Annotated in this window: 14 protein-coding genes; all 14 read right to left on the bottom strand. The window is 41.3% G+C overall.

Annotated features, from left to right (window positions below; genetic code table 11):
* Position 1: 1 nt before the first annotated feature.
* Positions 2–661: a 30S ribosomal protein S3 gene (gene rpsC, locus NKR74_RS00700; RefSeq protein ID WP_020062297.1), complete on the bottom strand. Its 660-nt coding sequence runs from the start codon at positions 659–661 to the stop codon at positions 2–4.
* Between the two features lie 3 nt (positions 662–664).
* On the bottom strand, positions 665–1,006 hold the full coding sequence (gene rplV, locus NKR74_RS00695) for a 50S ribosomal protein L22 (protein WP_001148024.1): 342 nt from the start codon (positions 1,004–1,006) through the stop codon (positions 665–667).
* Positions 1,007–1,023: 17 nt separating this feature from the next.
* Positions 1,024–1,302, bottom strand: coding sequence for a 30S ribosomal protein S19 (gene rpsS / locus NKR74_RS00690; protein ID WP_020062296.1), 279 nt, complete (start codon positions 1,300–1,302; stop codon positions 1,024–1,026).
* 60 nt (positions 1,303–1,362) lie between these two features.
* Positions 1,363–2,193 carry a 50S ribosomal protein L2 gene (gene rplB, locus NKR74_RS00685; protein WP_098310002.1) on the bottom strand — a complete coding sequence of 277 codons (831 nt, stop codon included), beginning with the start codon at positions 2,191–2,193 and terminating at the stop codon, positions 1,363–1,365.
* Between the two features lie 28 nt (positions 2,194–2,221).
* Entirely contained in the window at positions 2,222–2,512 is a 291-nt protein-coding gene (rplW, locus tag NKR74_RS00680; RefSeq protein WP_098310001.1) for a 50S ribosomal protein L23, read from the bottom strand.
* Complete coding sequence (gene rplD / locus NKR74_RS00675) at positions 2,512–3,135, bottom strand: 50S ribosomal protein L4 (RefSeq protein WP_098310000.1); 624 nt, start codon at positions 3,133–3,135, stop codon at positions 2,512–2,514. Before rplD ends, rplW begins: the two co-directional genes overlap by 1 nt.
* A 26-nt stretch (positions 3,136–3,161) precedes the next feature.
* Positions 3,162–3,794: a 50S ribosomal protein L3 gene (gene rplC / locus NKR74_RS00670; RefSeq protein ID WP_253628363.1), complete on the bottom strand. Its 633-nt coding sequence runs from the start codon at positions 3,792–3,794 to the stop codon at positions 3,162–3,164.
* A 33-nt stretch (positions 3,795–3,827) separates the two neighbouring features.
* Complete coding sequence (gene rpsJ / locus NKR74_RS00665) at positions 3,828–4,136, bottom strand: 30S ribosomal protein S10 (RefSeq protein ID WP_001040596.1); 309 nt, start codon at positions 4,134–4,136, stop codon at positions 3,828–3,830.
* Positions 4,137–4,675: 539 nt separating this feature from the next.
* Positions 4,676–5,863 carry an elongation factor Tu gene (gene tuf, locus NKR74_RS00660; protein WP_098309998.1) on the bottom strand — a complete coding sequence of 396 codons (1,188 nt, stop codon included), beginning with the start codon at positions 5,861–5,863 and terminating at the stop codon, positions 4,676–4,678.
* A 121-nt stretch (positions 5,864–5,984) separates the two neighbouring features.
* Positions 5,985–8,063, bottom strand: coding sequence for an elongation factor G (gene fusA, locus NKR74_RS00655; RefSeq protein WP_098309997.1), 2,079 nt, complete (start codon positions 8,061–8,063; stop codon positions 5,985–5,987).
* 208 nt (positions 8,064–8,271) lie between these two features.
* The gene (gene rpsG / locus NKR74_RS00650) at positions 8,272–8,742 is read right to left on the bottom strand and encodes a 30S ribosomal protein S7 (protein WP_035433720.1); all 471 of its coding nucleotides are present in this window, start codon (positions 8,740–8,742) and stop codon (positions 8,272–8,274) included.
* Positions 8,743–8,771: 29 nt separating this feature from the next.
* The gene (gene rpsL, locus NKR74_RS00645) at positions 8,772–9,194 is read right to left on the bottom strand and encodes a 30S ribosomal protein S12 (protein WP_098309996.1); all 423 of its coding nucleotides are present in this window, start codon (positions 9,192–9,194) and stop codon (positions 8,772–8,774) included.
* Between the two features lie 352 nt (positions 9,195–9,546).
* Complete coding sequence (gene rpoC, locus NKR74_RS00640) at positions 9,547–13,158, bottom strand: DNA-directed RNA polymerase subunit beta' (protein ID WP_253628362.1); 3,612 nt, start codon at positions 13,156–13,158, stop codon at positions 9,547–9,549.
* A gap of 37 nt (positions 13,159–13,195) precedes the next feature.
* Positions 13,196–16,726 carry a DNA-directed RNA polymerase subunit beta gene (gene rpoB, locus NKR74_RS00635; RefSeq protein WP_098309994.1) on the bottom strand — a complete coding sequence of 1,177 codons (3,531 nt, stop codon included), beginning with the start codon at positions 16,724–16,726 and terminating at the stop codon, positions 13,196–13,198.
* Positions 16,727–16,799 lie beyond the last annotated feature (73 nt).

The following is a 16,799-nucleotide window of genomic DNA, read 5'->3' as shown; positions in this document are numbered from 1 at the left end:
ATTATTTTCCTCCTTCCTCAGAAGCTTTCTTTTTTGTAGGAAGGACTTCTCCACGGTAGATCCATACTTTTACACCTAATTTACCGTACGTTGTATCAGCTTCAGCTGTTGCATAGTCAATATCAGCGCGAAGTGTATGAAGTGGAACAGTTCCTTCACTGTAAGATTCTGCACGAGCGATATCAGCTCCGCCAAGACGACCAGAAACCTGTGTTTTAATACCTTTAGCTCCTGCACGCATAGCACGTTGAATTGCTTGCTTCTGTGCACGACGGAAAGATACACGGTTTTCTAATTGACGAGCAATGTTTTCGCCTACTAATTTAGCGTCAAGATCAGCTCTCTTAACTTCTAAAATGTTGATGTGTACACGTTTACCCGTTAACTGGTTAAGAGCTTTACGAAGTGCTTCAACTTCTGTACCACCTTTACCAATTACCATACCAGGTTTTGCAGTGTGAATTGTAACATTTACACGATTTGCTGCACGCTCGATTTCTACTTTAGAAACAGCAGAATCTTTTAAGCGAACATTGATGTACTCACGAATTTTGATGTCTTCATGTAAGAATGTAGCATAATCTTTTTCAGCGTACCAACGAGATTCCCAATCACGAATGATACCGACACGAAGACCAACTGGACTAACCTTTTGACCCATCGATTATCCCTCCTTCTTTTCTGATACCACAACTGTGATGTGGCTTGTGCGTTTGTTAATTTGGCTTGCACGACCCATTGCACGTGGACGGAAACGTTTTAACGTTGGACCTTCGTCAACGAAAACTTTTTCAACAACTAAGTTGTTTATGTCCATTTCATAGTTATGTTCTGCATTTGCAATTGCAGATTTCAAAACTTTTTCTACAACTGGAGAAGCAGTTTTTGGCGTGTGGTTAAGGATAGCAATCGCTTCACCCACTTGCTTACCTCGGATTAAGTCTACTACTAAACGAACTTTACGAGGAGCAATACGAACTGTTCTCGCTACTGCTTTAGCTTGCATTGAAGTGCCTCCTCTCATTATCTTCTAGTTTTCTTATCGTCAGCATCATGACCTTTGTACGTACGAGTTGGTGCGAACTCACCTAACTTGTGGCCAACCATATCCTCAGTTACGTATACAGGAACGTGTTTACGACCATCATATACAGCGATTGTATGACCAATAAACTGTGGGAAGATCGTTGAACGACGAGACCAAGTTTTTACAACTTGTTTTTGCTCAGTTTCATTTAACTTTGCAATTTTGTTCATTAAATGATCATCAACAAATGGTCCTTTTTTCAAGCTACGAGCCATTTTGGTGCCTCCCTTCGTGATTGCCGTACGGCTCTAGAAATGAACCGTACTACAACCCCATTATTTTTTACGACGACGAACGATGAATTTGTCAGACGCTTTATTTTTCTTACGAGTTTTGAATCCAAGAGTTGGTTTACCCCATGGAGACATTGGAGACTTACGTCCGATTGGTGAGCGACCTTCACCACCACCGTGTGGGTGATCAACTGGGTTCATTACAGAACCACGAACAGTTGGGCGCTTGCCTAACCAGCGAGAACGACCCGCTTTACCAATTTTAATAAGTTCATGGTGCTCATTACCTACTTGACCTACTGTAGCGCGGCAAGTAGCTAGAACTAAGCGTACTTCACCAGAAGTTAAACGTACAAGTACGTATTTACCTTCTTTACCAAGTACTTGAGCAGATGTACCAGCAGAACGAACTAATTGTCCACCGCGACCTGGTTTAAGCTCGATGTTATGAACAACTGTACCTACTGGAATGTTGATTAATGGTAATGCGTTACCGATTTTAATGTCCGCTTCTGGGCCAGACATGATTTCCATACCTACTTCTAAGTTTTTAGGAGCAAGGATGTAACGTTTTTCACCGTCAACGTAGTTAATTAATGCGATATTCGCAGAGCGGTTCGGATCGTATTCGATCGTAGCAACGCGTCCAGGAATTCCATCTTTGTTACGTTTAAAGTCGATGATACGGTATTGACGCTTGTGTCCGCCACCTTGGTGACGTACAGTGATTTTACCTTGGTTATTACGTCCAGCCTTTTTACTTAAAGGCGCAAGTAATGATTTTTCCGGTCTATCAGTCGTGATTTCAGCGAAATCATTCGTAGTCATGTTACGACGACCGTTAGTAGTTGGATTATACTTTTTGATTGCCATCTGATTTTCCCTCCTTCTTTAGTAAGAATTAAACTCCTTGGAAGATCTCGATTTCTTTGCTGTCAGCAGTAAGCTTAACGATTGCCTTACGACGACGGTTAGTAAAACCAGCGTGACGACCAACACGTTTTGCTTTTGGCTTGTAGTTCATGATATTTACTTTATCAACTTCAACACCAAAGATAGCTTCTACAGCATCTTTAACTTCCGTTTTATTAGCTTTAACGTCCACATCGAACGTGTATTTTTTTTCAGCCATCATTTCCATAGAACGTTCAGTGACAACTGGGCGCTTAATAATATCACGAGGATCTTTCATTATGCAAGCACCTCCTCTACTTTTTCCACTGCCGCTTTTGTCATGATTAGCTTATCATGATGAAGCACGTCTAAAACGTTTACGCCATCAGCAGTGATTACTGTTACTCCAGGAATATTGCGAGCAGATAACTCAACTGCTTCGTTTACATCAGCAGTTACGATAAGAGCTTTCTTCTCAACAGTTAATCCTTTAAGAACTGCTACCATGTCTTTTGTTTTTGGTGCATTTAACACTAAGTCTTCAAGAACTACGATGTTGTTCTCAACTACTTTAGTAGCTAATGCAGATTTAATAGCTAAGCGACGAACTTTTTTAGGTAGTTTGTATGCATAGCTTCTTGGTGTAGGTCCGAATACCGTACCACCACCACGCCATTGAGGAGAGCGGATAGAACCTTGACGAGCACGTCCAGTTCCTTTTTGACGCCATGGTTTACGACCTCCACCGCGCACTTCAGAGCGAGTTTTTACTTTATGTGTACCTTGACGTAAAGATGCGCGTTGCATCATTACTGCTTCAAAAAGTACAGCTTCATTTGGTTCGATACCGAAAACAGTTTCAGCTAATTGGATTTCACCAACTTCAGAACCAGTTTGGTTAAATAACTTTACTATTGGCATTGGGGTTCCTCCTTTCTTATAGAGAATTATTTGCTAGCCTTAACAGCACTACGAACAACTACAAGAGATTTCTTAGCGCCAGGAACGTTGCCTTTTACTAACAGTAAGTTGCGTTCAACATCAACTTGAACGATTTCTAAGTTTTGAATAGTAACTTGGTCTCCACCCATACGTCCAGCAAGTTTTTTGCCTTTGAATACACGGTTCGGAGCAACAGGGCCCATTGAACCAGGACGACGATGATAACGAGAACCGTGAGACATAGGTCCGCGAGATTGTCCGTGGCGTTTAATAGCACCTTGGAAACCTTTACCTTTAGAAATACCTGTTACGTCTACAGTTTCACCTGCAGCGAAAACTTCTACTTTTACCTCTTGACCAACTTCTTGTCCTTCCACGTCTGCATCGCGAAGTTCGCGAATGAAGCGCTTAGGAGCAGTAGTTGCTTTAGCAACGTGACCTTGTTCAGGTTTGTTAGCTAATTTTTCGCGCTTGTCATCAAAACCTAACTGAATTGCATTGTAGCCATCAGTTTCAACAGTTTTCTTTTGAAGAACAACGTTTGGAGTTGCTTCGATAACAGTTACAGGAATTAGCTCGCCGTTTTCAGCAAATACTTGAGTCATACCGATCTTTTTTCCTAAGATTCCTTTGGTCATGAGTTACACCTCCTACATTTTAACTTATATAAATTATAGTTTGATTTCGATATCTACACCAGATGGTAAGTCTAAACGCATTAAAGAGTCTACTGTTTGTGGAGTAGGGCTCACGATGTCGATTAGACGTTTGTGCGTGCGCATTTCGAATTGCTCACGAGAATCTTTGTATTTATGAACCGCACGAAGAATCGTGTAAACAGTTTTTTCAGTTGGTAATGGGATTGGACCAGAAACTGTCGCCCCAGAACGCTTAGCTGTTTCTACAATTTTCTCAGCTGACTGATCAAGAATACGGTGATCGTAAGCTTTTAAACGAATACGAATTTTTTCTTTTGCCATTATTTTCCCTCCTTCGTTCGCCTATTTTAAAAATAGACATTCTCCATGGAAATTTCCACACACTCGCCATGGCAAAGCGGCCGGGTGTGTCAGCAACCTTCCACTTCATCGCAGTCAAAGACCAACATTGTTTATTATACAATGTTATTCGTCTAGATGCAAGCATCTTTTTGTTTTCTTCTGCTTTTCTCTACTTTTGCTATTATACATGGCACTTTAAAGAATTTCAAGTTTTCATCTGTTGTAATTACTTTTACAGTTTTTGGTTGAAGAGTTTTGTAGTTTATATACTATAGAAGAAACTCGTCAAAACTTAAAAATAGATTTTTATCTATTATAAATTGAAACTTCCATCAACGAGGTTTTTCCATCCCCCACTGATGGTTAGTTATACCGATCGGGCACATACCAGCGGCTATTCCCCACCTATCTTCCTCGCTTCTCTCTCAATCTTGAGATGGAGGGCTTACTGCCCACAAATAGCAGGATAAATAAAAAACCCAAGGGAAAATCCCTTGGGTCTCATATATCAGTTAAGATTACTCAACGATAGTTGCAACTACGCCGTAACCTACTGTACGTCCACCTTCACGAATAGAGAACTTAGTTCCTTCTTCGATCGCGATTGGAGCGATAAGCTCGATAGTCATTTCAATGTTATCGCCAGGCATTACCATTTCAGTACCTTCTGGTAATTGGATGATACCAGTTACGTCAGTTGTACGGAAATAGAATTGTGGGCGGTAGTTAGCGAAGAATGGAGTGTGACGTCCACCTTCTTCTTTAGATAAAACGAAAACTTCAGCTTTGAATTTAGCGTGAGCTTTTACAGAGCCAGTTTTAGCAAGAACTTGTCCACGTTGGATATCTTCACGAGCAACCCCACGAAGTAGAGCACCGATGTTGTCTCCAGCTTGAGCTTGGTCAAGAAGCTTACGGAACATTTCTACACCAGTTACAGTTGTAGATTTGTTTTCTTCAGTGAAACCGATGATTTCTACTACGTCACCAACTTTAACTACACCGCGCTCTACGCGACCAGTAGCAACTGTACCACGACCTGTGATAGAGAATACGTCCTCAACAGGCATTAAGAATGCTTTTTCAGTGTCACGTTCTGGAGTTGGGATGTAAGCATCAACTTCGTTCATTAATTCGATGATTTTTGCTTCCCACTCAGCATCTCCTTGAAGAGCTTTAAGAGCAGAACCTTTAATTACAGGGATATCATCGCCTGGGAAGTCGTATTCAGATAATAGATCGCGAACTTCCATTTCTACTAATTCTAATAACTCTTCGTCGTCAACCATGTCGCATTTGTTTAAGAATACAACGATGTAAGGAACACCTACTTGACGAGAAAGAAGGATGTGCTCACGAGTTTGAGGCATTGGGCCATCAGCAGCAGATACTACTAAGATACCGCCGTCCATTTGAGCAGCACCAGTGATCATGTTTTTAACATAGTCAGCGTGACCTGGGCAGTCAACGTGTGCATAGTGACGAGTTTCAGTTTCGTACTCAACGTGTGCAGTTGAGATTGTGATACCGCGCTCTCTTTCTTCTGGAGCAGCATCGATTTGGTCGTAACCTTTCGCTTCAGCACCACCAGCTTTTGCAAGAACTGTAGTGATAGCAGCAGTTAATGTAGTTTTACCATGGTCAACGTGGCCGATTGTACCAATGTTAACATGTGGTTTAGAACGTTCGAATTTAGCTTTTCCCATTCTAAATTCCTCCTTGGTTATATAGATTATTTTATATTCAGACTAGAAAGTAAGGGGCCTAAGCCCCGCTGCTTTCTAAGCTTACATAAGTAGTTATACTTGAACAATCGATAAAAATCAATTATTCACCTTTATTTTTTTTAATAATTTCTTCTGAAATAGACTTCGGTACTTCTTCATAATGATCAAATGTCATTGAGAATGTTCCGCGTCCTTGCGTGTTAGAACGTAAGGACGTTGCATAACCGAACATTTCAGAAAGTGGAACCATAGCGCGAACAACTTGCGCGTTACCGCGAGCTTCCATACCTTCTACACGTCCACGGCGAGATGTTACGTCACCCATAATGTCACCCATGTACTCTTCAGGAATTACAACTTCAACTTTCATCATTGGCTCAAGAATTACTGGGTTACATTTAGAAACCGCAGCTTTAAGTGCCATAGATGCAGCGATTTTGAACGCCATCTCAGAGGAGTCAACATCATGGTAAGATCCGTCAACTAATGCAGCTTTAATGTCTACTACAGGATATCCTGCAAGTACACCATTTTTAAGTGCATCTTCAAGACCTGCTCCAACAGCTGGGATGTATTCACGTGGAACTACACCACCGACGATCTTGTTTTGGAATTCAAATCCTTTACCTTCTTCGTTAGGTTCAAACTCAATCCAAACGTGACCGAATTGTCCACGACCACCAGATTGACGAGCGAACTTACCTTCAACTTTCGCAGAAGCGCGGAAAGTCTCACGGTATGCTACCTGAGGAGCACCAACGTTTGCTTCCACTTTGAATTCACGGCGCATACGGTCAACGATGATATCAAGGTGAAGTTCACCCATACCAGCGATGATTGTTTGGCCAGTTTCTTGGTCAGTGTGAGCACGGAATGTTGGATCTTCTTCAGAAAGCTTAGATAACGCTGTACCCATTTTATCTTGGTCAGCTTTAGATTTTGGTTCGATAGCTACAGAGATAACTGGCTCTGGGAATTCCATAGACTCAAGGATAACAAGGCTCTTCTCGTCACAAAGAGTATCACCAGTTGTAGTATCTTTTAAACCTACAGCAGCAGCGATGTCACCAGCATAAACTGTTGAAATCTCTTCACGGCTGTTTGCGTGCATTTGTAGGATACGACCTACACGCTCACGCTTACCTTTAGTTGAGTTTTTCACGTATGATCCAGAGTTTAACACACCAGAGTACACACGGAAGAATGTTAACTTACCAACATAAGGGTCAGTCATGATTTTGAATGCTAATGCTGCGAAAGGCTCTTCATCGCTAGAATGACGTTCTACTTCTTCCTCTGTATCCGGAAGAGTACCTTTAATAGCAGGTACGTCTAATGGAGATGGTAGGTAGTCGATAACTGCATCTAACAGAATTTGAACACCTTTATTTTTGAATGCAGAACCACAGATTACTGGGAAGAATTCTACAGAAGTTGTAGCCTTACGGATACCAGCTTTAAGCTCTTCTACAGTGATTTCTTCACCTTCTAGGTACTTCATCATCATTTCTTCATCAAGCTCTGCTACCGCTTCGATAAGTTTTCCACGGTATTCATCAGCTAGCTCTTTATGTTCTGCAGGAATTTCAATACGTTGAATATCTGTTCCTAAGTCGTTTGTGTACATGTATGCACACTCTTCTACTAGGTCGATAATTCCCGTAAACTGATCCTCAGCACCGATTGGTAACTGAATTGGATGCGCGTTTGCTTGTAAACGGTCATGAATTGTTCCTACAGAGTATAAGAAGTCTGCACCGATCTTGTCCATTTTGTTAACGAACACGATACGTGGTACACCGTAAGTAGTAGCCTGACGCCAAACAGTTTCTGTTTGTGGTTCTACACCAGATTGCGCGTCAAGTACCGCTACCGCACCGTCAAGTACGCGTAAAGAACGTTCTACTTCTACAGTGAAGTCTACGTGTCCTGGAGTGTCAATGATGTTTACACGGTGACCTTTCCATTGGGCAGTAGTTGCTGCAGAAGTAATTGTGATACCACGTTCTTGCTCTTGCTCCATCCAGTCCATCTGAGATGCACCTTCGTGAGTTTCACCGATTTTGTGAATGCGTCCTGTATAGTACAGGATACGCTCAGTTGCTGTTGTTTTACCAGCATCGATGTGAGCCATGATACCAATATTACGAGTGTTTTCTAAGGAGAACTCTCTTGTCATTTGGTGTCTTTCTCCTTCCTAATATGGATTGGATTTTTTTATTTTAAGTAGCAAAAAAGCCACTTTATTTTGTTACATATGTCAGTATGTCTAGTACCCTCATTATGTAAAACGAGCGCCCATTGAAAGGGAGAGGAATTCTCCCTCTCCACACTTCCATAAGCGACAAATAAAGCGGTTTATGCTTATAGTTATTTTTCGTTGAATCCTACCAACGGTAATGAGCAAATGCTTTGTTAGCTTCTGCCATTTTGTGAGTGTCTTCACGTTTCTTAACAGATGCACCACTGTTGTTAGCTGCATCTAAGATTTCGTAAGCTAGACGCTCTTCCATAGTTTTTTCACCACGAAGACGAGCGTAGTTTACTAACCAGCGAAGACCTAAAGTTGTACGGCGTTCTGGACGAACCTCAACTGGAACTTGGTAGTTAGCACCACCAACACGACGAGCGCGTACTTCAAGAACAGGCATGATGTTCTTAAGAGCTTGCTCGAATACTTCCATTGGTTCATTACCAGTACGTTCACGAACGATATCGAACGCATTATAAAGAATTGTTTGAGATTTACCTTTTTTACCGTCAACCATCATTTTGTTGATTAGGCGTGTTACAAGTTTAGAATTGTACATTGGATCTGGTAACACGTCACGTTTCGCAACAGGTCCTTTACGAGGCATATTGAGTTCCTCCTTTCAGTTCAGTTTTATTATTTCTTAGCAGCTTTTGGTCTCTTAGTACCATATTTAGAACGTCCTTGCATACGTTTGTCAACACCAGCTGTGTCAAGCGCACCACGAACGATGTGGTAACGTACCCCTGGTAAATCTTTTACACGACCACCGCGAATTAATACTACGCTGTGTTCTTGTAGGTTATGACCGATACCTGGGATGTAAGCAGTAACCTCGATACCATTTGTTAAACGTACACGAGCGTATTTACGTAACGCTGAGTTCGGTTTCTTTGGAGTCATTGTACCAACACGAGTACATACACCACGTTTTTGAGGTGCAGAGATATCAGTTGCTTTTTTCTTTAAAGAGTTGAAACCTTTGTTTAACGCAGGTGATTTAGATTTCCATACTTTATCAGTACGTCCATTTCTCACTAATTGGTTAATAGTAGGCATTAATTTATCCTCCCTTCGCATGTTTGTATGACCACATATCCAGGTGGTTCATTATTAGTTGAAAACAAAGTTTTTGCAAGGGAGAGCAAATGCTCTCTCCTCACAAAAACAGTTTTAACTTGTTATTCCTATTGCTGAAGCTCCTACCGTATCTCATTCATTTTCATGTTGAGATCCAGTTTTTAAAAAGTACGTTATGTTGCATCGCAAAAGCTACTGCAACGTTCTAACTATACCGTGTTGAATTACATTCAACGTTTATTTAGGAGCAACCTTGCTTATATTAACATTTCGCATTGCATAATGTCAACTAGGATTATCTGTTTTTATACAAAATTTACGACGGAAAATTTTAGTTTTCTACGTAAACCTCGTCATTTTCTACATTTATTTCTTCTTTTGCTGTTTTTACAAGATCTACTCTGCGGTAATGATTCATACCTGTACCAGCCGGAACAAGTTTACCGATAATAACATTTTCTTTCAGACCAAGAAGTTCATCGCGCTTACCTTTAATTGCCGCATCAGTTAACACACGAGTTGTTTCCTGGAATGATGCTGCAGATAAGAATGAATCTGTTTCAAGTGAAGCCTTTGTAATACCAAGAAGGATTGGACGTGCTGTTGCTGGTTGTTTACCTTTAAGCAACACTTTTGCATTTGCATCTGTGAACTGATGAATATCCAGTAATGTTCCTGGTAATACATCTGTTTCACCAGCATCGATTACACGAACTTTGCGAAGCATTTGACGAACCATTACTTCAACGTGTTTATCACCAATTTCTACCCCTTGCATACGGTATACTTTTTGTACTTCACGAAGCAGGTATTCTTGGACTGCTGTAATATCTGTTACTTTCAGTAATTCTTTCGGATCGATAGAACCTTCTGTAAGTTCTTTACCGTGTTCAATGCGATGTCCTGGAGCTACTTTTAGACGAGCACCATAAGGAATTGCATACGTACGAGCTTCTACATCACCTTGTACAACAACTTCTTGGCGATCTTTCACATCGTTAACCGCTGCAACAACACCGTCGATTTCACTGATAACCGCTTGACCTTTCGGATTACGCGCTTCGAAAATCTCTTGAATACGTGGTAAACCTTGTGTGATATCGTCTCCAGCAACCCCACCGGTATGGAATGTACGCATCGTTAACTGTGTACCTGGCTCACCGATAGATTGAGCTGCGATAATACCAACCGCTTCGCCCACTTCTACATCTGTGCCAGTAGCTAAGTTACGACCGTAACATTTCTTACATACGCCGTGGCGTGTGTTACATGTAAATGCAGAACGGATGTACAACTGTTCAACGCCTGCTTTTTCAATGATATGAGCAATATCTTCTGTAATTAATTCATTTTCACTAACTAACACTTCGCCTGTTTCTGGATGCTTCAAAGTTTTTCTTGCGAAACGTCCTACAAGACGATCGTATAAGGACTCGATAATTTCGTTTCCTTCTTTAATTGCACCGATTAATAAGCCGCGGTCTGTTCCACAATCGTCTTCACGAACGATAACATCTTGTGCAACGTCAACAAGACGACGAGTTAAGTAACCAGAGTCCGCAGTCTTAAGTGCTGTATCGGCAAGACCTTTACGCGCACCGTGTGTAGAGATGAAGTACTCGAGTACCGTTAAACCTTCGCGGAAACTTGATTTGATTGGAAGTTCGATAATACGACCAGATGGGTTAGCCATCAAACCACGCATACCAGCAAGCTGAGTAAAGTTCGATGCGTTACCACGGGCACCAGAGTCACTCATCATGAAGATCGGGTTGCGCTTATCTAAGGTTTTCATCAGTTTTCCTTGGATAACATCTTTTGCATTACTCCAAATAGAGATAACACGATCATAACGTTCTTCCTCTGTAATTAAACCGCGACGGAATTGCTTAATTACTGTATCTACTTTTGCTTGCGCTTCATGCAAGATTTCTTCTTTTTCACCTAATACAAGGATATCCGCCACACCAACTGTAATACCAGCTTTTGTAGAGTATTTAAATCCTAGATTTTTCATGCGGTCAAGCATGCGAGATGTTTCAGTAATTTTGAAACGTTTAAATACTTCAGCAATGATATTACCAAGAATTTTCTTGCTAAATGGTGCCACTTCTTCGCGACTAGCAATAATTTCTCTTACGTTAGCGCCTTTTTCAACAAAGTATTCCACTGGAGTTTCTTTCTCCAAGTTTGTTTTTGTTGGTTCGTTAATGTAAGGGAAAGATTTCGGTAAGATTTCATTGAATATTAACTTACCAACTGTTGTTAACAACAGCTTGCTGTTTTGCTCTTCTGTAAACGTTTCGTTGTTTACAGAGCTTGCCGCAACAGCAACACGAGTATGCAAGTGTACATATCCGTTTTGGTATGCAATTAATGCTTCGTTCGTATCTTTGAAAACCATACCTTCACCAATTGCATCTGCACGTTCAAGCGTTAGGTAGTAGTTACCTAATACCATATCCTGAGATGGTGTAACAACTGGTTTTCCGTCTTTCGGGTTCAAGATATTTTGTGCAGCTAACATAAGAAGACGAGCTTCTGCTTGTGCTTCTGATGATAACGGAACGTGAACCGCCATTTGGTCACCGTCAAAGTCCGCGTTGTATGCAGTACATACAAGTGGATGAAGACGAATTGCACGACCTTCTACTAATGTAGGTTCAAATGCTTGAATACCAAGACGGTGAAGCGTTGGAGCACGGTTTAGAAGTACAGGGTGTTCTTTAATTACAGACTCTAAAACATCCCAAACTTCAGGTTGTACTCGCTCGATTTTACGTTTAGCACTCTTAATGTTGTGTGCTAATCCTTTTCCTACTAACTCTTTCATTACAAAAGGTTTGAACAATTCAAGCGCCATTTCTTTTGGCAGACCGCATTGGTACATTTTTAAGTTCGGTCCTACAACGATAACGGAACGACCAGAGTAGTCAACACGTTTACCTAATAAGTTTTGACGGAAACGTCCTTGCTTACCTTTTAACATATGAGAAAGAGATTTTAATGGACGGTTACCAGGTCCAGTAACTGGACGGCCACGACGACCATTATCGATTAAAGCATCTACTGCTTCTTGTAACATACGCTTTTCGTTTTGGACGATGATGCTTGGTGCACCTAAGTCTAATAAACGTTTTAAACGATTGTTACGGTTAATTACACGACGGTATAAGTCGTTTAAGTCAGAAGTTGCAAAACGTCCACCATCCAACTGTACCATTGGGCGAAGTTCTGGTGGGATAACTGGAAGAACATCTAGAATCATCCAAGATGGTTCGTTTCCAGAGTTACGGAATGCTTCTAATACTTCTAGACGTTTAATAGCACGAGTACGACGTTGTCCTTGTGCTGTTTTTAACTCTTCTTTTAAGAAGTCTACTTCTTTATCTAAATCGATATCTTGTAATAACTTCTTAATCGCCTCTGCGCCCATAGAAGCTTGGAAAGAGTTTCCGTATCTGTCGCGATACGCACGGTATTCCTTCTCCGAAAGAAGTTGCTTCTTATCAAGCGGTGTATCACCGCTTTCTGTTACCACATAAGAAGCGAAATAAATTACTTCTTCAAGCGCGCGAGGGGACATGTCTAAGACAAGTCCCATGCGGCTTGGGATACCTTTGAAATACCAAATATGAGATACAGGAGCAGCTAATTCGATATGACCCATACGTTCACGACGAACTTTCGCACGCGTTACTTCAACGCCGCATCGATCACAAACTACACCTTTATAACGGACACGTTTATATTTACCACAATGACATTCCCAGTCTTTTGTTGGACCGAAAATACGCTCACAGAACAAACCGTCTTTCTCTGGTTTCAATGTACGATAGTTAATCGTCTCGGGTTTTTTAACTTCCCCATATGACCAAGAGCGAATTTTGTCTGGTGATGCAAGTCCAATCTTCATATATTCAAAGTTGTTTACATCTATCAAGGGGCCTACCTCCCTTTTAGTCTACAGGTTATCCCAATTATTCCTTCGTTGTCTCAACTTCGACATTTAATTTATCTGCAGATTGATGATCATCGTCATCAGTATCACGCATTTCAATTTCAGTATCGTCGCTAGACATCATCTTAACATCCATACCTAAGCTTTGTAATTCCTTAATCAATACTTTGAATGATTCAGGAACACCTGGTTCTGGAACATTTTCGCCTTTTACAATCGATTCGTACGTTTTCACACGACCAACAACATCATCGGACTTAACTGTTAAGATTTCTTGAAGAGTATAAGCAGCACCGTAAGCTTCAAGTGCCCAAACCTCCATCTCACCGAAACGTTGTCCACCGAACTGTGCTTTACCTCCAAGAGGTTGTTGCGTTACAAGTGAGTATGGTCCAGTAGAACGAGCATGAAGTTTATCATCAACCATGTGTGCAAGTTTAATCATGTACATGACACCAACAGATACACGGTTGTCGAATGGTTCACCAGTACGTCCATCGTATAGAATTGTCTTTGCATCACGTGCCATACCAGCTTCTTCGATTGTTCCCCATACATCTTCCTCGCGAGCGCCATCGAATACCGGTGTTGCAACGTGGATACCAAGATATCTTGCTGCCATACCAAGATGAAGCTCTAACACCTGACCGATATTCATACGAGATGGTACCCCTAATGGGTTTAACATGATGTCGATTGGTGTGCCATCTGGTAAATAAGGCATATCTTCTTCCGGTAAAATACGGGAGATAACACCTTTGTTACCGTGACGACCGGCCATCTTGTCGCCTTCAGAAATTTTACGTTTTTGAACGATATATACACGTACAAGTTGATTCACACCTGGTGGTAATTCATCGCCATCTTCACGGTTGAATACTTTTACGTCTAAGATAATACCGCCGCCACCGTGTGGTACGCGTAGTGATGTATCACGTACTTCACGAGCTTTCTCACCGAAGATTGCATGCAATAGACGCTCTTCTGCTGTTAATTCCGTTACACCTTTTGGCGTTACTTTACCAACAAGAAGGTCTCCGTCTTTTACTTCTGCACCGATGCGGATAATACCGCGCTCATCAAGGTTGCGAAGTGCATCTTCCCCTACGTTTGGAATGTCTCGTGTAATTTCTTCTGGTCCTAGCTTCGTATCACGAGCTTCAGATTCATATTCTTCAATATGAATAGAAGTATACACATCATCTTTTACAAGGCGCTCACTCATAATGATCGCATCCTCGTAGTTATAGCCATCCCATGTCATAAAGCCAACAAGCACGTTACGACCAAGTGCAAGTTCACCTTTTTCCATAGAAGGGCCGTCTGCAAGAATCTCACCTTTTACAACTTCATCGCCAACACTTACGATTGGACGTTGGTTGTAACAAGTTCCTTGGTTAGAACGGATGAATTTTAACATTTTATAGCGATCTAAATCACCTTTTACTTTTTGGCCGTCTACTTCGATGTAACGACGTACCCAAACTTCGCGAGCTTCTACGCGTTCAACGATACCAGGATGTTTACAGATTACCGCAGCACCTGAGTCCTTCGCTGATACGTACTCCATACCAGTACCTACAATTGGAGATTCTGGGTTCAGAAGTGGAACTGCTTGACGTTGCATGTTCGCACCCATTAGCGCACGGTTCGAGTCATCGTTTTCTAAGAACGGAATACAAGCTGTCGCAGCAGACACAACCTGTTTCGGAGAGATATCCATGTAGTCAATACGTTCGCGTTTTACTACAACGTTCTCATCGCGGAAACGCGCTACAACATCCTCATCAAGGAAATCTCCATCTTCAGATAAACGTGCGTTTGCTTGGGCAACAACATAGTTATCTTGTTCATCAGCTGTTAAATAATCTACACGTGTTGTTACACGTCCAGTTTCTGGATCAACACGACGGTATGGTGTTTCAATGAAGCCAAATTCATTTACTTTCGCAAATGAAGATAAAGAGTTAATCAAACCGATGTTTGGTCCCTCTGGCGTTTCAATTGGACACATACGACCATAGTGAGAGTAGTGAACGTCACGCACTTCAAAGCCAGCGCGCTCACGCGTTAAACCACCAGGTCCTAATGCAGATAGTCTTCGTTTATGCGTTAACTCTGCTAATGGGTTTGTTTGATCCATAAACTGAGATAACTGCGAGCTTCCGAAGAACTCTTTAATAGATGCAATAACCGGGCGAATGTTAATTAACGCTTGTGGTGTAATTGCATTTGTATCTTGAATCGACATTCTCTCACGAACAACACGCTCCATACGAGAAAGACCGATACGGAATTGGTTTTGTAACAATTCACCTACAGAACGTAGACGACGGTTTCCTAAATGGTCAATATCGTCTGTGTCTCCTACTTTGTATAGAAGGTTAAAGAAATAGCTAATAGATGCAATAATATCGCCTGGTGTAATATGTTTTACTTCGCGATCAATGTTCGCGTTACCAATGATATTGATGGAACGCTCTCCATCTGCATCCGGAGCATAAATTTTAATAGATTGTAATTCAACATTACCTTCTACCACTCCGCCTAACGGCTTCGCTGTTTTAAAACCAATGTTCTTTTCTAAGTAAGGTAAAATGCGATCTAATGTACGACGATCTAAGATTGTTCCTTCTGCCGCTAAAATTTCACCTGTTTCAGGATCCACTAAAGTTTCAGCTAAACGTTGGTTAAACAATCTGTTTTTAATGTGTAATTTCTTATTAATCTTGTAACGACCCACATTTGCTAGATCATAACGTTTTGGATCGAAGAAACGAGAAACAAGCAAGCTCTTCGCATTTTCTACTGTTGGCGGTTCACCTGGACGTAGACGCTCATAAATTTCAAGCAATGCTTTCTCTGTGCTATCCGTGTTATCTTTTTCTAGCGTATTGCTTAAGTACTCGTTATCACCTATAAGCTCGGTGATTTCTTGATCAGAGCCAAACCCTAATGCGCGTAACAAAACAGTTACAGGTAGTTTACGCGTACGGTCGATACGCACATAAACAACATCCTTAGCATCTGTTTCATATTCCAACCAAGCTCCGCGGTTTGGAATTACAGTAGCAGTAAATCCGCGTTTTCCGTTTTTGTCCACTTTGCCGCTGTAGTATACGCTTGGTGAACGAACTAACTGAGAAACAATAACGCGCTCTGCACCGTTAATTACGAATGTTCCTGTCTCTGTCATGAGCGGGAAATCCCCCATGAACACATCTTGTTCTTTCACTTCACCAGTTTCTTTATTGATTAGACGCACTTTTACACGAAGTGGTGCTGCATACGTCACATCACGCTCTTTACATTCTTCTACAGAATATTTCGGTTCGCCTAAACTGTAGTCGATAAACTCAAGCGATAGATTTCCCGTAAAGTCTTCAATCGGAGAAATGTCTTGGAACATTTCTCGCAAACCCTCATCAAGAAACCACTGATAAGAAGAGGTTTGAATTTCGATAAGATTTGGTAATTCTAAAACCTCACTAATACGGGCATAACTTCTTCGTTGGCGGTGTCGTCCGTATTGAACTAGTTGACCTGTCAACTGCTTCACCCCTCAAATCAAGAGTATTATAAATGCACAAAAATGTGCAAAATCACAACTAAATACGACTAAC

This window comes from Bacillus sp. 3103sda1, from assembly GCF_024159135.1.
GTDB classification, from domain to species: Bacteria; Bacillota; Bacilli; order Bacillales; family Bacillaceae_G; genus Bacillus_A; species Bacillus_A rhizoplanae.
This window is presented reverse-complemented; position numbering and strand designations above follow the sequence as displayed.